The sequence below is a fragment of the Streptomyces piniterrae genome (assembly GCF_005048155.1).
Taxonomy (GTDB): Bacteria; Actinomycetota; Actinomycetes; order Streptomycetales; family Streptomycetaceae; genus Streptomyces; species Streptomyces piniterrae.
Genome location: NZ_SUMB01000001.1, coordinates 947,559 through 972,744 on the forward strand (window position 1 = coordinate 947,559; position 25,186 = coordinate 972,744).

The window sequence follows — 25,186 nt, forward strand, 5'->3', positions numbered from 1 at the left end:
CAGGCTGCGTGGCCCGGCGATTACGTGCAGGTCAGGCGAGGTATCCAGCCATCGGGTCCGGTCGCTGCGGGGGAGGGCCGCTCGGCCCATGCGCCCGGTCACCCCGTCCGTGATGCTGGAGGCGGGGAGGCCGTCCTCTCGTGGGCCGGCCGTCCTCTCGCGGGCTGGAGGTGGGTCATGGCAGCGCCCGTCGTCGTAGGGCTCGACGGTTCCGAGGCAAGTCTGACCGCGGTGCGCTGGGCCGCCCATGAAGCCTCGGCACGCGGCCTCGTGCTGCACCTGCTGCACTCCTGGGGCCCTCAGCCACCGGACACCCCCCACACCCACGAGGGCACCGAAAGGCAGCACTACCGGGACCGGATCATCGACGAGGCCGACGAAATCGCGCACAAGCTGTACCCGGAACTCGCCATCACGACGGAGCAGGTCACCGAGCCCGCCGTACAGGCGTTGGTGGACCACTGCGGGCAGGCGACCTTGATGGTGCTCGGCTCACGCGGCCGCGGCGCGCTCGCGGGCTTTCTGCTCGGCTCGGTCAGCCTGCACGTGCTCGGCCGGGCGGAGTGCCCGGTGGTGACGGTGCGGGTGAAGGAGAGTTGTACGCCCGAGGACGCGCAGGCGGGGGACGCGGAGGCGGAGATCGTGGTCGGGGTGCAGGATGTGCCCCCGGTCGGCGAGGCCGTACTCGAATTCGCCTTCACCGCCGCCGATACGCATCACAGAACGCTGCGCGCCGTACGCGCGTGGGGGCCGCCCACGATCGTCAGTCCCGTCCCGACCGCTCCTCCCACGCTGCCCGACGAGGTCACGCTGTTCACGTCGGGTGAGGAACGGGCACTCGCCGAAACGCTGGCGCCCTGGCAGCGGAAGTTCCCCGGTGTCGAAGTGATCCAGCACGTCGAAAGCGGTTCGGCCGCACCGGTGTTGCTGGGCGCGGCCGGCTGCGCCGGGCTGCTCGTCGTCGGGCGGCGCACACATCGATCTCCGATGAGACTCGGCCCCGTCGCACATGCGGCACTGCACCATGCGTGCTGCCCGGTGGCGGTCGTCCCGCACGACTGAGCCGGACATGCGCGGCTGACCCGGTGTATGTGACAAGCCTGCCGACTACCAACCCGGCGGGCGCGGCACCGTGACGACCGGGCACTGCGCGTGATGCAGTGCCCCCTGACTCACCGAGCCCAGCAGCATGCCGGCGAAACCGCCGCGGCCCCTGGTCCCCGTCACCAGGGCGAGCGCGTGCCGCGACTCCCTGACCAGCACTTCCACCGGATGGCCGGGCATCACCTCATGGTGCAGCTCGACATCGGGATAGCTCTCCGTCCGCCCGGAGACCGCCTCGTAGAGCACCGCACGGCACTCCCGCCAGGCGGCGTCCTCGTCGAGATTGCCGAGCAGCGGCGGATGCCACACGTAGATGGCGCGCACCATCGCACCCCGCAGTGCCGCCTCCTCGAATGCGAAGTCGATGGCGGCCTGCGCGGTCGGGCTGCCGTCGACGCCGACCACCAGGTACGGCCGTTCCTGGACGGTGTGTTCCCATTCCCGCACCACCACTACGGGACACCGCGCATGGGCCATGACGGGCAGTGCCACGGCGGCGGAGGTGAAGAGTTCCTGCCGCGCGGAGAGGAACGAGGAACCGAGCACGATCATCTCGGCCCCGGGCCCCTGTTCACGCAGCACCCACGACGGTTCGCCCTCGGAGAGCAGTCCCATCACGGTCAGTTCCGGATGGCGTTTCTCGGCGAAGGTGACCGCCTCGCTGAGGGTGTGCTCGCCCGAGCGGTGCAAGGCGTGCTGCCACTCCTGCCAGGACGGCAACGGCTGTGCCTCGGTGACCGCCACGGTGGGCCGTCCCTGCGCGTGCACCACGGTCAGCGGCACCCCGCGCCGCCGCGCCTCGTCCGCGGCCCACGCCAGGGGCACCCGATGCCGGGTGCCGGCCTCGACGCCGACGACGATCGGCCGGTGTCCTGCGGAAGGTGTCGAAGGTGTCGTCATATCCACCGCGGCCCTCGCAAATAGCTCGCCGGTGACTGCCTGCCAGCCTATTTCAAGCCGTGTGCCTCAGCCTCTCGGCGTGAGCCTCCCGGCCCGAGCGTCCCAGACCACCACGGTCGTACGCCGCCGTCACCCGGGGCAGGGGCCGAAGGTCCCGGACGGGACCGGTCGGCCCATGCGGCCGGTGATCTGCGCCGCGAAGCTGGAGGCAGGAAGCGTCCGGCAGCGCCCGTACGACCACCCCCGGAAGGACGGCGGAGGGCACATGACCAGCCACGATGCACGCAAACCGGTGGTAGTCGGGGTCGCCCGCTCGGTGGCCGCGGGCAGAGCGCTGGACTGGGCCGCGGACGCCGCGGCCAGCCGGCGGCTGCCGCTCCGCCTGGTCCACGCCCAGGAGTGGCCCATGGGAGCCGCACCGAAGGACCGGCACGACTCACGCGAGCATCTGTGGGCGACGCACTTCCGCGCGTCCGGGCAGACGCTTCTGGACAGCCAGAGGGAGCGGGCGGAGGAGCGCCATGCCGGGCTGGAGATCGCCGTGGAGCTGACCGACGGCAGACCGTCGCATGTGCTGCGGGAGGCAGCCGAGCACGCTTCGCTGCTGGTCATCGGCGCGCACCGGGCGTCGGGGCCGGGCGAGGCGTTCACCTTCGCCAGCATCGGCCAGACGCTCGTCGGGCATCCGCCATGTCCGGTGGTGCTGGCCTTCGGGTCGGCGGCGGCCGAGGAGGCGCCCGGCCCCGTGGTGGTGGGGGCGGACGGTTCGGCCGCGTCCGCGCCCGCGGTGGCCTTCGCGTTCGAGGAGGCGGCGTTGTGGGGTGTGCCGCTGCGGGCCGTCCAGGTGCGCCGCCCGAGTCACGGCGAGTGGCCCGAGGACGTGGGGGAGTCGCTCGCCGACACGTCCGAGGGGCTCTTCGGCTGGCGGGAGAAATACCCGGAGGTGCCGGTACAGCGGGACGTGCTGCTGGGACACCCGGCGGCGAAGCTGGCCGGCGCCGCGACCGGAGCGCGCTGCCTGGTCGTCGGGTCGCGTGGCCACGGCGGGTTCCGCGGCATGATCCTCGGCTCCGTCAGCCGCACCCTGGTACATCTGGCTCCGTGCCCGCTGGTGGTCGTCCCGGGGCAACCGGCGACGCACCTCGGGTGATGACGGCCCCGGGCTTCTCCGTACGCGCCTTCACAGCTCTTCCGGGCGCTGCAGACAGCGGTCGACCGCCTGGAGATAGCGGGCGCCGGTGGCCGCGTCGGTCGCCCGTCGGTCCGCCGACAGGGTGGCCGTGACCACGGGGCGTACGTCGATCACACCGTCCACCGCACACGGCCGTTCGACGACGCGTCCGAAGCCCGCCAGGGCCACCTGCGGCGACCGGACCACGTCGAACACGGACTCCACGCCCAGGTCACCCAGCTCGGTGACGGTGATCGTGGCATCGGACACCTCGGATCCGCGTAGCCCGCCGGTACGGGCACGGGTGACCAGGTCCGTCAAGTCGGCCATCAGGCGCGGGAGTTGGAGGGTGTCGGCGTTGTGCAACGCGGGCGCGACCAGCCCGCCGCCGGGCAGCGGCACGGTCACCCCCAGGTGTACGCCGGTGCCCGCCGTGAACCGGTCGCCGGTCCAGAAGCCGTTGAGCTCCGGGACCTCCCGGGCCGCGAGCGCGGCCGCCTTGAACAGCAGGGCCGAGGGCGGCAGCCGTTCGGCGGCCGGACGGCCCCGGTTGTGTTCGTTGAGCCAGCCGATCGCCGTGGTCATGTCGATGGTCGTGGAGAGGCGGTAGTGCGGAACGTGGGGGATACGGGGGACGCGGGCGCCTTCCCGGTCGGTGCCGGCCGACGGCCCGGCTCTCCGAGCGGCTTCGCGCACCGTGCTCCGGCCGGCTGCCCGCCCGGCCTCCGGCGCGGCTTCCTGCGCGGCTTTCGTCCCGGCCGACCGGCCGGCGGCGGCCCTGCGGACATCCGAAGCCCGGACGGCGCCGTGCGTGCCGGTTCCCCGCACCGCGCCCAGATCGACGGAGAAGACCTCGGCGAGCCGCCGGGCGAGCGGGGTCGCCGGAATCTGCGGCGGCGGCGTGACGGCGTCCACGGCCTGGTCGACGTCGGCCCGGGTGACGCGGCCGCCGCGCCCGGACCCATGGACGGCGTCCAGGTCGACGCCCCGCCGCTCGGCGAGATGCCGGATCAAGGGGCCCACCTCGGTGTGCGCCAACTCCCCGCCGGCCTTCTCCTCCTCGCTCTCCTCCCTCGTCTCCTCCGCCGGGTCGATCCACGCGAGAGGGGTCCCCACCGGCACCGACGCACCCGGCTCGACGAGCACCCGCTCCACCGTCCCGGCGGCGGAGCACCTCACCTCCACGGTGGCGTCCGAGGTTTCGACGACAGCCACCGGGTCGCCGGTACGCACCTCGTCCCCTGGCCCCACCAGCCACTCCCGCAACGTCCCCGCCTCCACTCCGGCGCCGAGGGACGGCATGGTGAACCTGGCATACGGGGAGGTGCTCATGCGGATCCCTCCAGGGTGGACAGATCACCGGAGGGCAGCCCGAGTTCACGGGCGCGCAGCAGCCGCCGCAGGACCGTGCCGCTGTGGGTCCTGGGCAGGTCCCGTTCGAAGGCGATCTCCCTGGGCGCCACGGCAGGACCGAGCCTCCGGCGGACGAAGGCCAGCAGTTCCCGCTCCAGTGCCGGCGTCGGCTGCACACCTGGGCGCACCGACACAAACGCCTTGACGACGCTGCCCGCCGCCGGATCCGGCCGCCCGATCACCCCTGCCTCGGCGACGGACGGGTGCCCCGTCAGCGCGCTCTCGACCTCGAACGGGCCTATCAGACGGCCCGCCGACGTGATGACGTCGTCGGCGCGCCCGACGAACCAGTACCAGCCGTCCTTGTCGCGCCTGACGATGTCACCGGTCAGATACCAGCCGTCGGCGAACGCGGCCGCGTAGCGCGCCGTGTCGTGCAGATAGCCGCGGAACATCGACGGCCAGCCGGGGCGCAGCGCCAACTCGCCCTCGATATCCGGGTTTTCGAGCACCGTCACCCGGCCGTCGGCGAGCCTCGCGCGGCCGTCCTCGCCGAGTTCCAGTACCGCCGCCTCGACACCGGGCAGCGGCCGGCCCATCGAGCCCGGCCGGATCTCGCAGGCCGCCAGGTTGGCGATCATGATGCAACCGGTCTCCGTCTGCGACCAGTTGTCGTGCACGGGCAGCCCCAGGACGTCCCGGCCCCACACCACGGCCTCGGGGGTGAGCGGCTCGCCGGCCGACGCGAGGAAACGCAGCGCCGACAGGTCGTAGGAGTCCGTCCTGGCGCGCTGGCCCCGTCGCCCTGTGGCGCGCATCAGCGTCCGCACGGAGCGGGGATCGGTGTACCAGACACTGACCCGCTGTCCGGCGAGGATCCCGCCGAGGTCGTCTTCGCCGCGGTCGTCTTCGTCGACGACGAGTGTCGCACCGCGGGCGAGCGGCGCGATGACGCCGTAGGACATCCCCGTGACCGAGCCCGCGTCCGCGGTGCACCAATAGACGTCGTCGGGGCGCAGATCGAGGGCGGTGGCGGCGGTGGCGTCATGGGCGATCACCGCTCCGTGGACATGCAGTACGCCCTTGGGCTCGCCGGTGGTTCCGCTGGTGAAGTGCAGCAGCGCGGCGTCTTCGGGAGCGGTCGGCGGGGTGATGAAGCGGTCCGGTGTGTCGGCCATCAGCGCGTCGTAGGAGAGCGAGCCCGGCAGTTCCTCGGCGCCCGGCCCGACGATCAGGACGTGCGCGAGGCCGGGCAGCGCCGCCTGGTGGTCCGCGACCTTGCGCCGGTACAGCGCCCGGCTGGTCACCAGCACCCGCGCATCGCCGAGCCGCAGCCGCTGGACGACCGGGCCGGGGCGCAACGCGGGGCTCAGCGCCGCCAGCACGCTGGTGTTCTTCAATGTGCCCAGTACGGCGGTGAACAGCTCGGGGCGGCGGCCGAGCAGGGTGAACACCCGGTCGCCACGGCCGACTCCGAGCGAGCGCAGCACCTGGGCGAACCGCGCGGTACGGCGCGCCAGCTCGGCGTAGGTGACGGTGGAGACGGAACCGTCCCGCGCGATACAGCGCAACGCCGCCTTCCCGCCCTGGCTCGCGGCCAAGTGCCGGTCGACGGCCTCATAGGCGATGTTCGGACCGCCGCCCCCGGGCAGTCCCGCGAGCGACGCCCTGGCCTGCGCCCAGGTGAAGGCCAGCCGGGCCCGGTCGTAGTCGGCGAGGTTCGGTGCGACGCGCGGCGCGGCGTTCTTGCGGATCGTCTCCCACGTCATGGCGGCTCGCTCCTTCCGCTCCCTGCTTCCACGGTCACGGAACGCCGCACGCCACGCATAGGCCGAAGGGCCCCAGCCCGGGGCTGAGCGGGGGTGGCCCGCTCCTTGGAGCCTGACCCGCCGGACAGGCCTCAGCCCGCCCCGTTCCCCGCAGTCTCCTCGCCGTCACCGCGCAACGGCACCGTGCTGCCCCGTGGGATCAGTCGCGTGGGCAGGACGATGTGCCGCGCCGGGTCGGCGTCCGGCTCGTTGATGAGGGAGCGGGCCAGTTCGCCGGCGGCCCGCCCGATGTCCGAGGGGGACTGGGCGATCGTGGAGAGGTCGGACCACTCCGCGAGCGGGTGGTCGTCGAAGCCGAGGACGGAGATCCGTTCGGGCACGTCGATACGGCCCTTGCGCAGCGTCCAGATCACCGAGGCGGCCAGCTCGTCCTGCTCGGCGAAGATCGCGGTGGGCGGTTCCCGCAGGCTGAGCAGCTCACCGACCGCTTCGGTGATCCGGCGCTTGTCGCTGACGACTGTCGCGACCACCAGCTCGTCGTCCAGGGGGATGCCGGCGCCGGTGAGCGCCTGCTGGTAGCCGATCAGCCGCTCGTTGGAGCTGAAGGAGAATCCGCTGGCGCCGATCGTCTGCACGAACGCGATACGGCGGTGTCCGAGATTGAGCAGATGCTGGGTCCCGCGGCGCGCGCCGGCCACGTCGTCGACGTACACGCTCGGGCAGCCGTCGGAATGCTGGCTGACGTAGATGACCGGCATCTGGAGGTCGTCCAGCCGCGCGGTCTCCTCGTCGGTGAGGTCGAAGGAGAAGACCAGCAGCGCATCGGCGTTCCGGCGGGCCGGCAGCCGCTCGAAAAAGTCGGCCCGCGCGCTCATCTCCGGGGTGAGGTAGACCAGCAGGTCCATGCCCGCCGCGCGGAGTTCGGGGCCGAGGGTGGACAGCGCGGAGCCGATGAACCAGGAGTTGAGCGTCGGCGCGAGCACCGCGACCACCCCGGTCTTGCCGGTGACCAGGCTGGCGGCCTGCCGGGACACCGCGAAGTTCAGCTCGCGGGCGGCCTGCTCGACGCGGCTCCGCACCTCGGGCGAGACCGTGGACAGGCCGCGCAGGGTGCGCGAAACGGTGGAAGCGGAGACCCCGGCCCGCTCGGCGACGTCGGCCATCGTGGGGTGCCGTTGAGCTGGTGGCATGAGCGGACGGTAGCACAGCGGGCACACCCCGATGACGATGAATGACAGCGCTGTCATGCGGTGCGCGACAGGCCGTACGCGCCGCTCTTGCCGCTGCCCGCCCAAGTAAAGGCTGCACAGTGCATCTGGATGGCCGGGGTATTACCGCGACGTAACGCATTGACTTCCCCTGTGTGGACTCCTAGCTTGAAAGCGCTGTCACGGAGTGGTCGAAGCAACTCTGGCGAAGCGAACCTTCGCAGCTTTGACCTGCACTTTCGTCATGAATGAAGGCTCTGGCAGCGCATTCACAGCGTGTTCGCTGTGTTTTCATGGCTCTCTTTTAGCCATCTCGCCCCTCCTGCCCTCCCTGCCCCTCCTGTCTCTCGTGTCCCATTCCTGTCCATGCGATCCGGCGGCCGTCCCCCGCCGGTGAAGGGATGAACCCCCGCATGACTGCAGTACCTCTCAGAAGAGCCACCCGGACCTCGGGCGCGGTGCTCGCCGGCCTCGCGGTCCTCGCCGCCTGCGGTGCGCCCGGCGGCGCCTCCACCGTGCACGCCAAGCCCTCCTTCGAGGGCCGCGGCCCGATCACGTACGTGGCCGGCAAGGACGCCACCGGATCCGTCCAGCTGGTCCTCGACCGCTGGAACAAGCTGCACCCGAAGGAGAAGGTCACCTTCGTCCAGCTGCCCACGGACCCCGACGCCCAGCGCCAGCAGATGATCCAGAACGCGCAGACGAAGTCCGATGCCTACACGGTGCTGTCCCTCGACGTCGTGTGGACCTCGGAGTTCGCCGCGCACCGTTGGGTCGATCCACTGCCGCAGGACCGTTTTCCGCTGCGGAAGATGCTGAAGCCGATCGTGGAGACGGGGAAGTACCGCGGCGGTCTGTACGCCGTCCCGGCCAGTTCGGACGGCGGCATGCTCTACTACCGCACCGATTTGCTGAAGCGGGCCGGGATCAAGCGGCCCCCGGCCACCTGGGCCGAGATGAAGGCGGACTGCGCCAAGGTGCGCAAGCTCCCCGAGGCCAAGGGGATGCACTGCTACGCCGGGCAGTTCCAGAAGTACGAGGGCCTCACGGTCAACTTCGCCGAGGCCGTGAACTCCGCGGGCGGTCTCGTCACCGACCCGGCCGGCGCGCCACGGGTGGACACCCCGCAGGCCAGGCGCGGACTGGACTTCCTGGTCGACTCCTTCAAGGACGGCACGATCCCCAAGGACGCCATCACCTACCAGGAGGAGGACGGCCGCCGGGCCTTCCAGGCCGGGAAGCTGATCTTCGAGCGGCAGTGGCCGTACATGTATCCCCTGGTGGCGAAGGAGGACGGGTCCAGCAAGGTCGCGGGCAGATTCGCCGTGGCGCCGCTGCCGGGGCTGACCGGACCCGGCGCGTCCAGCCTGGGCGGCCACAACGTGGCCCTGTCGGCCTCGGCCGAGAACAAGGCCACCGCACTCGACTTCATGGAGTTCCTCACCAGCGAGAAGCTCCAGCGGTTCACGCTCGCCACCGCGCCGGCCGCGCCGACCTTCGACGAGCTCTACAAGGACCCGAAGCTCGTGAAGAAGTATCCGTACCTCCCCACGCTCAAGCGGTCGATCCTGCACGCCGTACCGCGCCCCCGGGTGTTCCGGTACGGGGACGTCACCGCGGCGATCCAGCGGGAGGCCTATGCCGCCATGACCGGCAGCAAGAACAGCGCACAGGCTCTGAAGGATCTCCAGAAGACCCTTCGGCAACAGCGTGCGGCGCAGTAAAGGAGACCAGTCATGGTGATGACACAGAATTCACCGGCGCGTCCGAGAGCGGCCGCATCCTTCGCGCCTCCCAGGCGCCGACGCCGCCGTGCGACCTCAGGCTCGGCACGGCTCGCGGCCCTGCTGGTGTCCCCGACGCTGCTGGTGCTGACGGTCGTGGTCCTGTACCCGACGATCGTGGCCCTCAAGGATTCGCTGTTCGGCACCCCGGGCCTCGACCCGAAGACGGGATTCGTCCGTGACACCGACCCGTTCGTCGGCGCCGAGAACTACACCGCGATCTTCGGGGACGCGGCCGACCGGTTCTGGAACGCCTTCTGGAACACCACGTTCCTCACCTTCACCACGGTCGCACTGGAAACCGTGATCGGTGTGGCAATGGCGCTGATCATGCACCGTGCGTTCCAGGGCCGGGCCCTGGTCCGGGCGAGCATCCTGGTCCCCTGGGCGATACCCACCGCGGTGTCCGGCCTGCTCTGGCGCTGGATCTTCAACAGCGACGGCATCGCCAACACCCTCACCGGCCAGCATGTGCTGTGGACCACCGAGGGGTTCCACGCCCAGGTCGCCGTCATCATCGCCGACGTCTGGAAGACCGCACCGTTCATCGGGCTGCTGGTGCTGGCCGGCCTCCAAGTGATCAACAAGGAGGTCTACGAAGCGGCCAGGATGGACGGGGCAAGCCCACTGCGGCAGTTCTGGCACATCACCCTGCCCCTGGTGAAGCCCGCACTGATGGTGGCCGTGCTCTTCCGGACCCTCGACGCACTGCGCATGTTCGACCTGCCGTACATCCTCATCGGCGCGCAGAAGACGTCCGTGGAGACGCTGTCGATGCTCGCCCAGGACGAGGCCGCCAATGTGCGGTTCGGACCGGCCGCGGCCTATGCGGTGATCCTTTTCCTCTATGTCTTCCTGATAGCACTGGCCTTCGTCCGGCTGCTCGGCGCCAATGTCGTCGGGGATGACGAGTCGGGCCCCAAGCGCGGCCGGTGGCTGCCGCGCCGTCGCACGGAGGTGGCGGCATGACCCTCTCGCCGAGACTGCGCAAGTGGCTGCTGTACGCGGGAGTCGCCGCGGTCGTCGCCTACTGCCTCGCACCGTTCTACTGGATGCTGGTCTCCAGCCTCCGGCGTACGTCCGACATCTTCGACAACTCGCTGTTCCCCACCCGGATTTCCTTCGAGAACTACCTCGCGGTCCTCGACCCGTCCGCGGCCTTCACCCGGGCGCTGCTCAACAGCGTCGTGGTCGCCGGCATCACCACCCTTCTCGCGCTGATCCTGGCCACCTTCACCGCCTACGCGATGGCGCGGCTGGAATTCCGTCTGAAGCGCCTCGTCCTCACCCTGATCATCGCCACCTCCATGTTCCCGGTGGTCTCGATCATGGTCCCGTTGCTGAAGATGTTCGTCGACATGGGCTGGATCAACACCTACCAGGCGATGATCGTGCCCAGCATGTCCTTCACCCTGCCGCTCGCGGTCTGGAACCTCACCGCCTTCTTCCGGCAGATGCCCCGGGAGCTGGAACACGCCGCCATGGTCGACGGCTGCACCCGCGGCCAGGCCTTCCGCAAGGTCATCATCCCGCTGGCCGCGCCCGGCATCTTCACCACCGCGATCATCACCTTCATCGCGGCCTGGAACGAGTTCCTGATCGCCCTGTCGATGACGAACAAACCGGAGATGCAGACCGCACCCGTGGCGATCTCCAAGTTCTCCGGGGCCACCCAGTTCGAGACGCCCTTCGGCAGCCAGATGGCGGCCGGCGTCCTCGTCACCATCCCCCTCGTGATCATGGTGCTGCTCTTCCAGCGCCGGATCGTCGCCGGCCTCACCGCCGGCGCGGCGAAATAGCCGCCCCGCGCACCGCGCTTCCCTCTCCCGCACACCCTTTTCGCAAGGAGTAGGCACAACCATGCCCAGCACCGCACCCTGGTGGCGCAGCGCCGTCATCTACCAGGTCTACATCCGCAGCTTCGCCGACGGCAACGGCGACGGGGTCGGCGACATCGCCGGCATCCGCTCCCGCCTGCCGTACCTCAAGGCCCTTGGCGTGGACGCGATCTGGATCAACCCCTGGTACAAGTCGCCGATGGCCGACCACGGTTACGACGTGGCGGACTTCCGGGATATCGACCCGCTGTTCGGCAGCGTCGCGGAGGCCGAGGCGCTGATCGACGAGGCGCACCGGCACGGCATCCGCGTCATCCCCGACATCGTCCCCAACCACACCTCCGACCAGCACGTCTGGTTCCAGGCGGCGCTGGCCACCGGGCCCGGCAGCCCGGAGCGGGAGCGCTATGTCTTCCGGGCGGGCCGCGGCCCCGACGGCGCCGAGCCGCCCAACGACTGGCAGTCCTGCTTCGGCGGTCCGGCCTGGACCCGGCTGCCCGACGGGCAGTGGTATCTGCACCTGTTCGCCCCCGAGCAGCCGGACCTCAACTGGGAGCACCCGGACGTGCTCGCGGAGTTCAAGGACATCCTGCGGTTCTGGTTCGGCCGCGGTGTGGACGGATTCCGTATCGACGTGGCGCACGGCCTGGTCAAGCACCCCGAGCTGCCCGACCTGCCGCCCCGCAAGGACCCCTCGGCGCCGCCGCTCGCCGGAAGCATCGACCACCCGCACTGGGACCGTGACGAGGTGCACGAGATCTACCGGGAATGGCGCAAGGTGGCCGACGAGTTCCCCGGCGACCGGTCGTTCGTCGCCGAAGCCTGGGCCGACAGCCCCGAGCGGCTCGCCGCGTACGTACGGCCGGACGGCCTGCACACCGCCTTCAACTTCGAGTTCATGATGACCAGTTGGGACGCACCGGCGCTGCGCGAGACGATCGACGGCTCGCTCGCCAACCTCGGTTCCGTCGGCGCCCCCGCCACCTGGGTGCTCTCCAACCACGACGTGGTACGCCACCCCAGCCGCTTCGGCCGCGAGCCGGTGCGCAAGTGGCTGCCCAACGAGCCCTACCGGCCCGAGGGCCCGCTCGACCTCGAACTCGGCACCCGGCGCGCCCGCGCCGCGGCCCTGCTGATGCTCGCCCTGCCCGGTGGCGCCTACGTCTACCAGGGCGAGGAACTCGGCCTCCCGGAGGTCGAGGACCTGCCCGAAGAGGCGCTCCAGGACCCCATCTGGGAGCGCTCCGGGCACACCGACCCAGGCCGCGACGGCTGCCGCGTCCCGATCCCGTGGTCCGGGCAGCGGGCCCCGTACGGCTTCAGCCCGGACGACGCCACCGGCGCGCCCTGGCTGCCCCAACCCGCGGGCTGGCACGCGCTCAGCGTCGAGGCCCAGACCGGTGACGAGAACTCCATGCTGGAGCTCTACCGCCGTGCCCTGCATCTGCGCCGCGACCACCCGGCGCTCGGCGACGGCAGCCTCACCTGGCTCGATGCCCCCGCCGGAGTGCTCGCCTTCCGCCGCGAGCCGGGCCTCGCCTGCGTCGTCAACCTCTCGGCGGAGCCGTACCGGCTGCCGGAGCACACCGCGGTGCTGCTGGCGAGCGGGCCCGTCGAGGACGGCCGGCTGGCACCGGACACCGCGGTCTGGCTGGAGCTGTAGCGCCGCAGGCACGCCTGACGGAGCGTCAGCGCTGCACGTAGGAAAGGAGTTCGCGGGCGGCCGGTCCCGGCCGGTCGCCCGCGGGGAGCGCGATCGACACCTCCCACATCCGGTCCTCCGCGCCGGTCAGCGGCAGCGCGCACAGCGCTGCCGCCTCCGGTTTGCCGGCGATGGGCCGCGGGACCACGGCGACGCCCAGGTCGTGCCGGACCAGCTCGATCAGTGTGTGCACGTCGTAGACCTCCAGGGCGACCCGGCGTCGCGTACCGCCGGCGGCGAAGGCGAGGTCGGTGAGCCGGCGGGCGCCCCAGTCGGGGTGGAAGTCGACGAACGTCTCGTGCGGCAGCTCGTCCCACCCCACCGTCCTCGCCCCCGCGAGACGGTGGCCGGGGTGGCAGAGCAGCACCATCGGTTCCTGGTGGAAGGGCAGCAGCTGTACGCCCTCCGGCGGCGGACCGGGCAGCGTCACAAACGCCAGGTCCAGCCGCCCGCCCGCGATGTCGTCCACCAGGACCGCGGACCCCGCCTGCCGGAGCCGCACCTCGACGTCCGGATGCCGCTCGCGGAAGCGCGCCAGCAGCGCCCCGACATCGACGGTCACACACTGCTCGACGCCGACCGAAAGGCTGCCCCGCAGCAGCCCCTGGACCGCCGCGACGGCCTCCTTGGCGGCGCGCGCACCGGCCAGCGTGCGGGTCGCCTCCACCAGCAACGCCCGCCCGGCACCGGTGAGTTCGACGCTGCGCGTGGTACGGACGAAGAGCGGCGCCGCCAACTCCCGCTCCAAAGCACGCACCGACGCCGAAAGCCCCGACTGGGAGACCATCATCCGCTGCGCGGCCCTGGTGAAATGGCGCTCCTCCGCGACCGCGACGAAGTACTCCAGCTGCCGAAGTTCCATGAGGCGGCACTCTACCCCCATTGAGAAGTTCGGCTGCTGAATCCATCCACTTTCTTCCATTGGACGGATGGCCGCCGCGCGGGCCAGGCTGGAGACGCCCCGCGGGCAGCCCCCGCCAGGACACCTCCCACACCACCCCTCTCCCACGTCACCAAGGAGCACCGACCGTGGAGTACCGCACCCTGGGCAGCAGCGGATGCAGCGTCTCGACGCTCGCCCTCGGCACCATGACCTTCGGCGCCGAGTCCGACGAGGCCACCGCGCACGCCCAACTCGACCGGTTCACCGAAGCCGGCGGCACCCTCGTCGACACCGCCGACGTCTACACCGCGGGCGCCTCCGAGGAGATCGTCGGAAGATGGCTCGCGAGCCGCCCGGCGGACATCCGCGACCGGGTCGTCCTCGCCACCAAGGGCCGCTTCCCCATGGGGGACGGCCCGAACGACGTCGGCCTCTCGCGCCGCCGCCTCGCCCGCGCCCTCGACGCCTCCCTCCGCCGGCTCCGCGTCGAGACGGTCGACCTGTACCAGGTCCACGCCTGGGACCCGCTGACGCCGGTCGAGGAGACCCTGCGCTTCCTCGACGACGCGGTCCGCCAGGGCAAGATCCACTACATCGGGCTGTCCAACTTCACCGGCTGGCAGATCCAGAAGACCGTCGACACCGCCGACTTCCGGGGCCTCGCCCGGCCGGTCACCCTCCAGCCGCAGTACAGCCTGCTCTCCCGCGAGATCGAATGGGAGATCGTCCCGGCCTGCGCGTCGGAGGGCCTCGGTCTGCTGCCGTGGAGCCCGCTCGGCGGCGGCTGGCTGACCGGCAAATACCGCCGCGACGAGCGGCCCGCCGGGGCGACCCGGCTCGGCGAGGACCCCGGGCGCGGCGTCGAGGCGTACGACCGGCGGGCCGGCATCGAGCGCACCTGGGCCATCGTCGACGAGGTGCGCGCGGTGGCCGACGAGCGCGGCATCTCGATGGCACAGGTCGCCCTGGCCTGGCTGGCCGACCGTCCTGCCGTGACCTCGGTGATCCTCGGCGCGCGCACCGTCGAGCAGCTCGACGACAATCTCGCCGCCGCCGGGCTCCGCCTGTCCGAGGCGGAGCTGACGCGGCTGGACAAGGTGAGCGACCCGGGCGCGCCGGACTATCCGTACGGCGGTCCGGGCCGCGAGCAGCGCAGCCGGAAGGTGGCGGGCGGCCGCTGACGGACCACGGCGGGGGCTCCGTACGGGCGACCTCACGGCGTGGCCGCTTGTCCGCCGTCGCCCGGCGGGGTGCCCTGGGTCGGTCCCGGTCAGCCACCCGCACTCGATCGCACCGAGGTTTCCAGGAGACACCGATGTCCGTGAGCCGTCGCCGCCGATTCGCCCGCGCCACCGCGACCGCCGCCGCGGCCGTGCTCACCACGCTCGCCGCCGCCCCGGCCGACGCCGGCGAGCCGGCCGGCGACCGGGGGCTGTTTCTCACCGTGTCCGGTTACGGAGACACCTGGATCCGCGGCGTACAGCTCAACTGCCCGGACACCCGCGCCAGTCATCCGCATGGAGCCGCCGCCTGCGAGGCGCTGACCAGGGCGGGCGGCGATCTGGACCGGCTGCCCGAGGAGCCGCGGCCGTGCACCAAGGAGTACGACCCGGTCAGCGTCTCGGCGATCGGCACCTGGAACGGCAAACCGGTGGACTGGCGCAAGAGCTTCCCCAGCCCCTGCACCCTGGACGCCGGGACCGGGCCGGTCTTCCGGTTCTGAGACCGCCGAGGTCGGTGGGCCCCCAGGGCCCGTCCGGCGGGTCAGGGTCGGAACGGTCCTAGACCTGCCGCGCCGCCACCACTCCCACCGTCACCAGTGCCAGCACCACCCACGCGAACCAGAGCCACCCATTGCCGCCCAGCGCCACGGTGTAGGCGGTCGCGACGACCAGCCCGCCCACCGTGCACACGGCCATCGTCTTAGCAGATCCGGGCATACCCGCAACCTCCTCAAGGCCGCCCGGGGTACGAAACGCCACGGGCCGCGACCATGGGAACATCGTCCCTGGTCGCGGCCCGTACCGCCAGATGGGCGCCCTCCCGTCGCCCGACCTCCACCCCCAGAAGACGGCGCTGCGCGCCGACTGCCCTTAGCGCCCCCGCGCGTTCAGCGACGCGAGGTAGGCGTTGTACTCCGCCAGATCCTTGTCACCGTCGCGGTCGGCTGCCCGGTCCGCGCGCTTCGACTGACGGTCCTCGGACTTGTACCACTGGTAGACCAGCGCGATCAGCACCACCACCGACGGGATCTCGCTGAACGCCCAGGCGATGCCGCCCGCGGCGGTCTGGTCCGACAGCGCCTCGATACCCAGCGAGGCCGGCGGGTGCAGGAAGGTGCCGACCATCGGCTCCGAGGCCATCATCAGCGCGATGCCGAAGAACGCGTGGAACGGCATGCCGGCGAACAGCTCCAGGATCCGCATCACATGGCCGGGACGGTGCGGGCCGGGGTCGACACCCATGATCGGCCAGAAGAAGACCAGGCCGACCGCGAGGAAGTGCACCATCATCCCGATGTGCCCGGCCCTGGACCCCATCAGGAAGTCGAAGAGCGGCGAGAAGTAGAGCGCGTAGAGGCTCGCGATGAAGAGGGGGATGGTGAACGCGGGGTGCGAGACGATCCGCAGGTAGCGGCTGTGCAGCAGCGCCACCAGAAGCTCACGCGGTCCCCTGCGGCCCCGTCCGGCGGCCGGCAGCGCGCGCAGCGCCAGCGTCACCGGCGCCCCGAGCAGCAGCAGGATCGGTGACAGCATGCTGATCACCATGTGCTGCACCATGTGCACGCTGAACATCGCCATGCCGTAGTCGTTCAGCTTGGTGCACATCACCAGAGCCACCGTCAGAACGCCCAGGACCCAGGCGACCACCCGGCCCACCGGCCAGGCGTCACCCCGGCGCCGCAGCCGCAGCACGGCCCAGCCGTACAGCGCCAGCCCCAGCAGACAGCCGACGACGAAGAACGGATCACCGCCGAACTCCAGGCCCCGCGCCGGCGTGAACGGCGGCAGATCCATGTTCATGCCGTCCATGCCGTGCCCGCCGTGATCCATCCGCTCGCTCCTGATTCGTACCGATAGTCCGGCGACAAGACTAGAACCGCCCCCGGCCGATCCGACGGCCGGGGGCGGATCATCAGGACGGCGACGTCACAGCACGCACTCGGCCTCGGCGTAGCGCTCCGCGGGCACCGTCTTCAGCGACTCGACCGCCTCGGCCAGCGGCACCAGCGTGATGTCCGTACCGCGCAGCGCCGTCATCATGCCGAAGTCACCGCGGTGCGCGGCCTCCACGGCGTGCCAGCCGAAGCGGGTGGCGAGCACCCGGTCGTACGCGGTCGGCGTCCCGCCGCGCTGCACATGGCCGAGGATGACCGGACGGGCCTCCTTGCCGAGGCGGTCCTCCAGCTCCACGGAGAGCTGCCGGGCGACCCCGGCGAACCGCTCGTGACCGTAGATGTCCTTGCCGCCGATGTCGAAGGACATGGTGCCCTCGCGCGGCTTGGCGCCCTCGGCGACCACCACGATCGCGAACTTCTTGCCGGCCTCGAACCGGGCGGCGACCCGCGCCGTCAGCTCCTCGATGTCGAAGGGCCGCTCCGGCACCACGATCGCGTGCGCACCGGCCGCCATCCCCGAGTGCAGCGCGATCCAGCCGGTGTGCCGCCCCATCACCTCGACGATCATCACCCGCTGGTGCGACTCGGCGGTCGTCTTGAGCCGGTCCAGCGCCTCGGTCGCCACCCCCACCGCGGTGTCGAAGCCGAAGGTCACGTCCGTGACGGCGATGTCGTTGTCGATCGTCTTCGGTACGCCGACGATCGGCAGCCCGGCGTCCGACAGCAGTCGCGCCGCCTTGAGCGTGCCCTCGCCGCCGATCGGGATGATCGCGTCCAGACCCAGCTCGGCGACATGGCCGCGCGCCCGCTCCACGCCGTCCCGCAGATGCGCGGGCTGCACCCGCGACGACCCGAGGATGGTGCCGCCGCGCGCCAGTATGCCGCCGACGGCGTCCAGGTCGAGCTTGCGGTAATCGCACTCCAGGAGGCCCTTCCAGCCATCGCGGAAGCCGATCACCTCGTCGCCGTGATCGGCGGTGGCTCGGTGGACGACGGACCGGATGACGGCGTTCAGACCGGGGCAGTCGCCGCCGGAGGTGAGTACACCAATACGCATTGCTCGTGAACCTTCTGCAACTCAACCGGAGGCCCGGACCCCGTCGTCCGGTTGGATTCCGCACACCCTACAAGCGCGGAGCCGCCGGACACACGTACGCCCGCAGTGCGGACTGCGGGCGTACGGAAACAGCCGAGATGGACCCAATGGCCGAATCGGGGTCAGGCGGGCTGCGAGGCCGCGGCGATCCGCTCCTGCCGCAGCGCCTCGTACCACCGGTCGTCGGCCGGCGGCAGCGCGTTCACATCCAGCGCCAGCTTGATCAGCAGGTCGGCGATATGCGGATTGCGCGCCATCACCGGACCGTGCATGTACGTACCGAAAACGGTGTCGTTGTACGCGCCCTCGTAGCCGTCGCCGACGCCGTTGCCCTTGCCGAACCGCACCTTGGCGAACGGCCGGGCGGTCGGACCCAGGTGGGTGACACCCTGGTGGTTCTCGAAACCGGTCAGCGGCGGCAGCCCCAACTGCGGGTCGATATCGGCGAGTACGTCACCGACGCACCGCTCGCCCTCGCCGCGGGTGCTCACCACGTCCAGCAGCCCCAGACCCTGCTGCTGCTCGCCGAGGTCGTTGATGAACTCATGGCCCAGGATCTGGTACCCGGCGCACACCGAGAACACGATCGCGCCGTTGGAGACCGCACGGTCCAGGCCGCCGTCACGGATCAGCCGCTCGGCCGCCAGCCGCTGCGGACGGTCCTCACCGCCGCCGATCAGATAGATGTCACCGGAGGTCGGAATCTGCTGGTCGGACCGGACGTCCAGGCGCTGTACGTCCAGACCGCGCTGGCGCGCCCGCCGCTCCACGACCAGCGCGTTGCCCTGGTCGCCGTAGGTGCTCAGCAGGTCCGGGTAGATCCACACCAGGCGCAGGCTGTTGTCACTCATGCTCGCTCGTCTCTTTCCTGAAGGCCTGAACGTCGGCGGTCCGCACTCAGTTGCCCACGCGCCGGCGCAGGTCCTGGAAGGCCGTGTAGTTGGCGATGACCTCGATCCGGCCGGGTGGCGCCATCTTCACCGCCTCGTCGAGGCTTTCGCACACCTCGAACTGCAGGCCCGCGACCTCCAGTCGCACCGCCAGGTCCAGCTTGCGGTCCCCGAGCACGAAGATCGGGTGCCCGGCCAGCCGGGTGTAGTCGACGTCCCACAGCCAGGAGGTGTCCGTACCGTCCGCGCCGCGCGCGTTCACCGAGAGGATCACCGGCGTCGGCGGCGGGTCGATCAGCGAGAAGGTCTCCAGCCAGCCGGCCGGGTTCTTCGCCAGCAGCAGTCGCAGTTCGCGGTTGAGGAACGAGACCACGTCGTAGCGGCCGGCCACCGCCTGCACCGAGTACATCCGCTCCAGCGCGACCTGCGGCGGCACCCCGAACGCGGCCGCGACCGCGGCGGACGTCGTGGCGTTCGCCTTGTTGGCGCGTCCGGGCAGCTGAAGCTTGATCGGCCAGGCGCTGCCGTGCGGGTCCAGCACATGGTCGCCGGAGAGCGCCCAGCTGGGCGTCGGACGGCGGAAGCCGCACTCGGCGCAGAACCAGTCGTCGCCTGGCCGCTGCATCACACCGCCGCACGAGGGGCAGGACCAGGCGTCGTCCTTCCACTCCTGCCCGGCCGCGACCCACACCACGTTCGCGGACGACGAGGCCGCCCACACGATCAGCGGGTCGTCGGCATTGGCGACGATCAGCGCCTTCGAGCCGGCCAGGCCCTCCCGCCAGTGCTCGGCCAGCATGCGGGTCTCCGCGGCGCGGTCGAGCTGGTCGCGCGAGAGGTTCAGCAGCGCTATGGCCTTCGGCGTCACATCCCGTGCCACACCGGAGAGGTACTTCTCGTCCACCTCGATGACGCCGTACTTGGCGTCCGAACCACCGGCCAGCGCGGACGTGATGCCCGCGGGCATGTTCGCGCCGAGCGCGTTGGAGACCACCGGCCCGCTGGCCCGCAGCGCCTCCGCGATCAGTCGCGTGGTGGTCGTCTTGCCGTTGGTCGCCGACACCAGGATGACGTCCAGGTGCCGGGCCAGCCGGGCCAGCAGGTCGGGGTCGAGCTTGAGCGCCACCCGGCCACCGATCACCGATCCGCTGCCGCGGCCCGCCGCGCGCGACACCGCCGCCGCGGCCTTGCCCGCCGTCACGGCCAGCTTGGCCCGTGGCGACAGCGGCTCCGTGTTGCCTGCCATCGTCTTCGATCCTCCTTGCATCCGGCGCCCTCCTGCCCTGTGGGCTGCCGGTGGAACGCCTCCTCCGCAGCCGACGACCGGCCGGAGGCTTCGGTCGGGGATCAGCCTATCGAGATCCGGCCGTGGGCCCGAACCCCACCACCCGTGCCGCGACATTCGGGCAGCGTCATCCGGTGTGGCCGGGACCGTACGCTTGACCCCATGCGCCCCCGCACCATCCCCGGCAGCACCGGCCGCCCCCGCCCCCTGCGCCTCCTCGGCGATCCGGCCCTGACAGAGCCCTGCCAGGACGTCGCCGCCTTCGACGACGAGCTCGCCCGGCTCATCGAGGACATGTACGCGACGATGTACGCGGCCCGCGGCGTGGGTCTCGCCGCCAACCAAATCGGCGTCCCCCTGCGGGTGTTCGTCTACGACTGCCCCGACGACGAGGACCGCCGCCACCTCGGGCACCTCGTCAACCCGCGGCTCGTCGAGACCGACGGCCCGGTCGTGCGCGGGCCGGAGGGCTGCCTCTCGCTCCCCGGCATCGAGGCCGGCACCCCGCGCCACGACCACGCCGTCGTGGAGGGCGTCAGCGCCACCGGCGAGCCGCGGACGGTGACCGGAACCGGCTTCTTCGCCCGCTGCCTCCAGCACGAGTGCGACCATCTCGCGGGCGGTCTCTATGTCGACCGCCTCACCGGGCTGCGGCGCCGCCGGGCGCTGCGCGCCGCGGCCAGGGCTCCGTGGGCCGCGGGGGAGTCCGGCCGCTGAGCGGCCGACACCCCGCGACACCCCGGCCTCGTCCCGGCCGTCCGGCTCAGAAGCCGGGACCGTTCACCAGGTCCTTCGCGGTGGCCAGCTGGCCCCACAGCAGATCGGTCAGATGCTGCACCAACTGCTCGCGTGAGCAGGGACGTTCACGCATCCACCAGTCGCCGGCCGCGTGCATCATGCCGACTATCCCGTGTCCCCATACGCGCGCCCGCTCCTCGCCGTCCGGGCCCAGGTCGAGCCGGTCGGCGATCACCTTGGCGAGTTCCTCGCCGAGGCGGCGCAGCAGCGGGGCGGAGTGCCGCCCGACGTCGAAACCGGACTCCGAGCCGTTCTCATGGTCGGCCGGATGCATCAGGAAGCGGTACACCTGCGGCTGGGACTCGATCGCGATGAGATAGGCGTCCAGGGTGGCCTCGACGCGGTCGCGGCGCAGCACGGGGCCGTCCAGCGCGGTCCGCAGATTGTCCAGCAGGGCGTCGGTGTGCCGGATGGCCAGGGCGCGGTACAGCCCGCCCTTGTCGCCGAAGTGCCGGTACAGGATCGGCTTGGTGATGCCGGCCTCGGCGGCGATGGCGTTCATCGAGGCTTCCGGGCCGTCGCGCAGCACAATCCGTTCCGCGGCTTCCAGCAGCTCCCGCCGGCGGCGTTCGGTCGCCGTCTGCTGGCGGCGGCTGTGCTCAGTGTTGTCGTTGTCCATGGTCGTGCTCCCCACCCTTGTGTCCGTGGCGCTCGCGCAACGTAACACCCGTGCTCCGTCATGAAATCGAAGCCCTGGGGAGTTGACATTCCTTACTGGCGAGTAACAGACTCGGGTTACCGCAAGTAACACTGTAATGGAATGCAGCGCTGGAGGGGACATGGCCGAGTTCACCATGGAGCTCAATGACGAGCAGAAGGAAGTCCGTGACTGGATTCACGGCTTTGCCGCGGACGTCATACGCCCCGTCGCCGCCGAGTGGGACGAGCGTGAGGAGACGCCCTGGCCCGTCATCCAGGAAGCCGCCAAAATCGGCCTGTATTCCCTCGACTTCTACGCCCAGCAGTTCTTCGACCCCACCGGCCTCGGCATCCCCATGACCATGGAGGAACTGTTCTGGGGCGACGCCGGCATCGCCCTGTCGATCGTGGGGACCGGCCTGGCCGCCGTCGGTGTGCTGGCCAACGGCACCGAGGAGCAGATAGGCACCTGGGTGCCGCAAATGTACGGCGACGTCGATGACGTCAAGGTCGCCGCCTTCTGTTCCTCGGAACCGGATGCCGGCTCGGATGTCTCGGCGATGCGCACCCATGCGGTGTATGACGAGGCCAAGGACGAATGGGTGCTGAACGGCACCAAGACCTGGGCGACAAATGGCGGTATCGCCAATGTCCATGTCGTGGTCGCGGTCGTTGATCCCGAAGCCGGATCCAAGGGGCACGCCTCCTTCATCATTCCCCCGAACACCCCCGGCCTTTCCCAGGGCCAGAAGTTCAAGAAGCACGGCATCCGTGCCTCGCACACCGCCGAGGTCGTCCTCGAAAACGTCCGCGTACCCGGCCACTGCCTTCTCGGCGGCAAGGACAAGCTGGACGAGCGCCTGGCCCGCGCCAGGGAGCGCGCCAAGAGCGGTGAGCGGGTGAAGAACGCCGCGATGGCCACCTTCGAGGCGTCCCGCCCGGCCGTCGGTGCGATGGCGGTCGGCACCGCGCGCGCCGCGTACGAGGAGGCGCTGGAGTACGCCAAGACGCGCTCCCAGTTCGGCCGCCCGATCATCGACAACCAGGGTGTCGCCTTCCAGCTCGCCGATATGCGCACCCAGATCGACGCCGCCCGCCTGCTGGTCTGGCGCGCTTCCTGGATGGCGACCGCCGGGAAGAAGTTCGAGAACGCCGAGGGCTCGATGTCCAAGCTGTTCGCCAGCGAGGTCGCCAAGAAGGTCACCGCGCAGGCCGTCCAGATCCTCGGCGGCAACGGCTTCACCCGCGAGTACCCGGTCGAGCGGATGCACCGGGACGCCGCGATCTACACCATCTTCGAGGGCACCAGCGAGATCCAGCGCCTGGTCATCGCCCGCACCCTGTCGGGCATGCCGATCCGGTAGCCGCCCGCCCGCCCGCCCGCACCACCGTCGCCGGTACCCCTCTGGGGGTGCCGGCGACTTCCGTATGCGGACATTCCGGCACCGCGCCTCCGCCATCCCCTTGACGGGCGCATCGACTCGGCTCTACGTTCCTTCCATAAAGCAAAACATTAATTCCATGATGCGGAATTAACCACCTCGCCTCCTCCGGCTTCCTTCGCCGGAGCATGCCCCTGACAGGCCGACGCAGGAGTACCCGATGCCTCGAATGACAGCCGCCGCGGCGGCAGTGGAGATCCTCAAGCGCGAGGGCGTTGAGCAAGCGTTCGGCGTGCCCGGCGCGGCGATCAACCCCTTCTACCGCGAGCTCAAGAACGTCGGTGGCATCAAGCACACGCTGGCCCGCCACGTCGAGGGCGCTTCGCACATGGCCGAGGGCTACACCCGTGCCAAGGCGGGCAACATCGGTGTCTGCATCGGTACCTCCGGCCCCGCCGGCACCGACATGATCACCGGCCTGTACTCCGCGATCGCGGACTCGATCCCGATCCTGTGCATCACAGGCCAGGCCCCGGTCTCGAAGCTCCACAAGGAGGACTTCCAGGCCGTCGACATCGCCGCGATCGCCAAGCCGGTCACCAAGGCCGCGACCACCGTCCTCGAGGCCGCCCAGGTCCCGGGCGTCTTCCAGCAGGCGTTCCACCTGATGCGCTCCGGCCGTCCGGGCCCGGTCCTGATCGACCTGCCGATCGACGTCCAGCAGACCGAGATCGAGTTCGACCCGGAGACCTACGAGCCGCTGCCGGTCTACCGGCCGCAGGCCACCCGCGCCCAGGCCGAGAAGGCCCTCCGCTTCCTGCTGGAGTCCGAGCGCCCGCTGATCGTCGCCGGTGGCGGCATCATCAACGCCGACGCCTCCGACCTGCTCGTCGAGTTCGCCGAGCTGACCAACATCCCGGTCATCTCCACCCTGATGGGCTGGGGCACCATCCCGGACGACCACGAGCTGGCCGCCGGCATGGTCGGCGTCCAGACCGCGCACCGCTACGGCAACGCGACCTTCCTGGAGTCGGACTTCGTCCTCGGCATCGGCAACCGCTGGGCCAACCGCCACACCGGTTACAACCTGGACGCCTACACCAAGGGCCGGAAGTTCGTCCACGTCGACATCGAGCCCACCCAGCTCGGCAAGATCTTCGCCCCGGACTACGGCATCGCCTCCGACGCCAAGGCCGCGCTGGAGCTCTTCATCGAGGTGGCCAAGGAGCTCAAGGCCGAGGGCAAGCTCCCCGACTTCAGTGACTGGGCCGCCTCCGCCCAGGAGCGCAAGGCCACCCTGCAGCGCCGTACGCACTTCGACAACATCCCGCTGAAGCCGCAGCGCGTGTACGAGGAGATGAACAAGGCCTTCGGTCCGGAGACGCGCTACGTCACCACCATCGGCCTCTCCCAGATCGCCGCCGCGCAGTTCCTGCACGTCTACCGGCCGCGCAACTGGATCAACTGCGGCCAGGCGGGACCGCTCGGCTGGACCATCCCGGCCGCGATCGGCGCCGCCACCGCCGACCCGGACACCCCGATCGTCGCGCTCTCCGGCGACTACGACTTCCAGTTCATGATCGAGGAACTGGCGGTCGCGGCCCAGCACAAGGTCCCCTACGTCCACGTCCTGGTGAACAACGCCTACCTGGGCCTGATCCGTCAGGCGCAGATCGGTCTCGACATCAACTTCCAGGTCAACCTGGAGTTCGAGAACATCAACACCCCGGAGATCGGCGTCTACGGCGTCGACCACGTCAAGGTCGCCGAGGGGCTGGGCGTCAAGGCCATCCGGGTCACCGACCCGAGCGAGCTGGGCGCCGCCTTCGAGGAGGCCAAGAAGCTCGCCGTCGAGCACCAGGTCCCGGTGGTCGTCGAGGCCATCCTGGAGCGGATCACCAACATCTCGATGAGCAAGACGGTCGACATGAGCAACGTCACCGAGTTCGAAGAGCTCGCCACCGAGCCCGGCCACGCGCCGACCGCGATCAAGCCCCTCAAGGGCTGAGACGGATCGGGTCCGGGACGGCGGATCCGATGCGAAAGGTGTGCCGGGCGCGGCTTGACCGCCGCGCCCGGCACTACCACCATCCCGTAGAGCAGAAACAAAAATCCGCTATCCGGAAGGGGTGTCGGCCTTATGGGTTTCACGGACACGCGCTTCAACGTCAATCTGTCGATCCTGTTCACCGAGCTTTCGTTGCTGGAGCGGCCGGCGGCCGCGCGGGCGGCGGGTTTCACGGCGGTGGAGCTGTGGTGGCCGTGG

General features: G+C 70.6%; 22 protein-coding genes and 1 pseudogene. 12 read left to right on the plus strand and 11 right to left on the minus strand.

Going from position 1 to position 25,186, the window contains the following annotated elements; translation table 11 throughout:
* Positions 1-177: 177 nt before the first annotated feature.
* On the plus strand, positions 178-1,062 hold the full coding sequence (locus FCH28_RS04235) for a universal stress protein (RefSeq protein WP_136738256.1): 885 nt from the start codon (positions 178-180) through the stop codon (positions 1,060-1,062).
* Positions 1,063-1,107: 45 nt separating this feature from the next.
* Here FCH28_RS04235 and FCH28_RS04240 read toward each other — a convergent pair whose 3' ends face one another.
* On the minus strand, positions 1,108-2,004 hold the full coding sequence (locus tag FCH28_RS04240; RefSeq protein WP_136738257.1) for a universal stress protein: 897 nt from the start codon (positions 2,002-2,004) through the stop codon (positions 1,108-1,110).
* 79 nt (positions 2,005-2,083) lie between these two features.
* Here FCH28_RS04240 and FCH28_RS04245 point away from each other — a divergent pair, with 79 nt between their 5' ends.
* The gene (locus FCH28_RS04245) at positions 2,084-3,154 is read left to right on the plus strand and encodes a universal stress protein (protein ID WP_246102345.1); all 1,071 of its coding nucleotides are present in this window, start codon (positions 2,084-2,086) and stop codon (positions 3,152-3,154) included.
* Positions 3,155-3,184: 30 nt separating this feature from the next.
* Here FCH28_RS04245 and FCH28_RS04250 read toward each other — a convergent pair whose 3' ends face one another.
* The 3 genes from FCH28_RS04250 to FCH28_RS04260 form a co-directional block, all read right to left on the minus strand.
* Positions 3,185-4,507, minus strand: a complete 1,323-nt coding sequence (locus FCH28_RS04250; RefSeq protein ID WP_136738258.1) for a dihydrolipoamide acetyltransferase family protein — start codon at positions 4,505-4,507, stop codon at positions 3,185-3,187.
* A complete protein-coding gene (gene acsA / locus FCH28_RS04255) occupies positions 4,504-6,297 on the minus strand; it encodes an acetate--CoA ligase (RefSeq protein ID WP_136738259.1) in 1,794 nt (597 codons plus the stop codon). Before acsA ends, FCH28_RS04250 begins: the two co-directional genes overlap by 4 nt.
* A 131-nt stretch (positions 6,298-6,428) precedes the next feature.
* Complete coding sequence (locus FCH28_RS04260) at positions 6,429-7,487, minus strand: LacI family DNA-binding transcriptional regulator (protein ID WP_342781566.1); 1,059 nt, start codon at positions 7,485-7,487, stop codon at positions 6,429-6,431.
* A 431-nt stretch (positions 7,488-7,918) separates the two neighbouring features.
* Here FCH28_RS04260 and FCH28_RS04265 point away from each other — a divergent pair, with 431 nt between their 5' ends.
* From FCH28_RS04265 to FCH28_RS04280, 4 genes are all read left to right on the plus strand, one after another.
* Positions 7,919-9,229 (plus strand): ABC transporter substrate-binding protein, encoded by a 1,311-nt coding sequence (locus FCH28_RS04265; protein ID WP_136738260.1) that lies wholly within the window; start codon positions 7,919-7,921, stop codon positions 9,227-9,229.
* Positions 9,230-9,241: 12 nt separating this feature from the next.
* On the plus strand, positions 9,242-10,258 hold the full coding sequence (locus tag FCH28_RS04270) for a carbohydrate ABC transporter permease (protein ID WP_246102347.1): 1,017 nt from the start codon (positions 9,242-9,244) through the stop codon (positions 10,256-10,258).
* Positions 10,255-11,088 (plus strand): carbohydrate ABC transporter permease, encoded by an 834-nt coding sequence (locus FCH28_RS04275; RefSeq protein WP_136738261.1) that lies wholly within the window; start codon positions 10,255-10,257, stop codon positions 11,086-11,088. The genes FCH28_RS04270 and FCH28_RS04275 overlap by 4 nt, the downstream gene beginning before the upstream one ends.
* A 61-nt stretch (positions 11,089-11,149) precedes the next feature.
* The gene (locus tag FCH28_RS04280; RefSeq protein WP_136738262.1) at positions 11,150-12,790 is read left to right on the plus strand and encodes a glycoside hydrolase family 13 protein; all 1,641 of its coding nucleotides are present in this window, start codon (positions 11,150-11,152) and stop codon (positions 12,788-12,790) included.
* Positions 12,791-12,815: 25 nt separating this feature from the next.
* Here FCH28_RS04280 and FCH28_RS04285 read toward each other — a convergent pair whose 3' ends face one another.
* Positions 12,816-13,691, minus strand: a complete 876-nt coding sequence (locus FCH28_RS04285) for a LysR family transcriptional regulator (protein WP_136738263.1) — start codon at positions 13,689-13,691, stop codon at positions 12,816-12,818.
* Positions 13,692-13,858: 167 nt separating this feature from the next.
* On the opposite strand from FCH28_RS04285, the gene FCH28_RS04290 reads away from it, so the two are divergent.
* The gene (locus tag FCH28_RS04290; RefSeq protein WP_136738264.1) at positions 13,859-14,893 is read left to right on the plus strand and encodes an aldo/keto reductase; all 1,035 of its coding nucleotides are present in this window, start codon (positions 13,859-13,861) and stop codon (positions 14,891-14,893) included.
* 134 nt (positions 14,894-15,027) lie between these two features.
* Positions 15,028-15,435, plus strand: a complete 408-nt coding sequence (locus FCH28_RS04295; RefSeq protein WP_136738265.1) for an SSI family serine proteinase inhibitor — start codon at positions 15,028-15,030, stop codon at positions 15,433-15,435.
* A 58-nt stretch (positions 15,436-15,493) separates the two neighbouring features.
* Here FCH28_RS04295 and FCH28_RS37900 read toward each other — a convergent pair whose 3' ends face one another.
* The 5 genes from FCH28_RS37900 to FCH28_RS04315 all read right to left on the minus strand — a co-directional run bounded on the left by FCH28_RS37900 (position 15,494) and on the right by FCH28_RS04315 (position 20,062).
* Complete coding sequence (locus FCH28_RS37900; RefSeq protein WP_169314038.1) at positions 15,494-15,652, minus strand: hypothetical protein; 159 nt, start codon at positions 15,650-15,652, stop codon at positions 15,494-15,496.
* Between the two features lie 153 nt (positions 15,653-15,805).
* Positions 15,806-16,765, minus strand: a complete 960-nt coding sequence (locus tag FCH28_RS04300; RefSeq protein ID WP_136738266.1) for a cytochrome c oxidase assembly protein — start codon at positions 16,763-16,765, stop codon at positions 15,806-15,808.
* A 96-nt stretch (positions 16,766-16,861) separates the two neighbouring features.
* A complete protein-coding gene (locus FCH28_RS04305) occupies positions 16,862-17,887 on the minus strand; it encodes a 6-phosphofructokinase (RefSeq protein ID WP_136738267.1) in 1,026 nt (341 codons plus the stop codon).
* A gap of 161 nt (positions 17,888-18,048) precedes the next feature.
* Positions 18,049-18,777, minus strand: a complete 729-nt coding sequence (locus FCH28_RS04310) for a type 1 glutamine amidotransferase (protein WP_136738268.1) — start codon at positions 18,775-18,777, stop codon at positions 18,049-18,051.
* Positions 18,778-18,823: 46 nt separating this feature from the next.
* Positions 18,824-20,062, minus strand: coding sequence for a MurT ligase domain-containing protein (locus FCH28_RS04315; protein ID WP_136738269.1), 1,239 nt, complete (start codon positions 20,060-20,062; stop codon positions 18,824-18,826).
* 201 nt (positions 20,063-20,263) lie between these two features.
* On the opposite strand from FCH28_RS04315, the gene def reads away from it, so the two are divergent.
* Positions 20,264-20,818, plus strand: a complete 555-nt coding sequence (def, locus tag FCH28_RS04320; protein ID WP_136738270.1) for a peptide deformylase — start codon at positions 20,264-20,266, stop codon at positions 20,816-20,818.
* A 46-nt stretch (positions 20,819-20,864) separates the two neighbouring features.
* Here the strand turns inward: def and FCH28_RS04325 are convergent, their stop codons facing one another.
* Entirely contained in the window at positions 20,865-21,518 is a 654-nt protein-coding gene (locus FCH28_RS04325) for a TetR/AcrR family transcriptional regulator (RefSeq protein ID WP_136738271.1), read from the minus strand.
* Between the two features lie 160 nt (positions 21,519-21,678).
* Here FCH28_RS04325 and FCH28_RS04330 point away from each other — a divergent pair, with 160 nt between their 5' ends.
* The 3 genes and pseudogenes from FCH28_RS04330 to FCH28_RS04340 form a co-directional block, all read left to right on the plus strand.
* The gene (locus FCH28_RS04330) at positions 21,679-22,902 is read left to right on the plus strand and encodes an acyl-CoA dehydrogenase family protein (RefSeq protein ID WP_136738272.1); all 1,224 of its coding nucleotides are present in this window, start codon (positions 21,679-21,681) and stop codon (positions 22,900-22,902) included.
* A 247-nt stretch (positions 22,903-23,149) separates the two neighbouring features.
* Positions 23,150-24,928, plus strand: coding sequence for a glyoxylate carboligase (gene gcl / locus FCH28_RS04335; protein ID WP_136738375.1), 1,779 nt, complete (start codon positions 23,150-23,152; stop codon positions 24,926-24,928).
* A 132-nt stretch (positions 24,929-25,060) separates the two neighbouring features.
* Positions 25,061-25,186: pseudogene (locus FCH28_RS04340) on the plus strand (hydroxypyruvate isomerase); the annotation flags it as partial.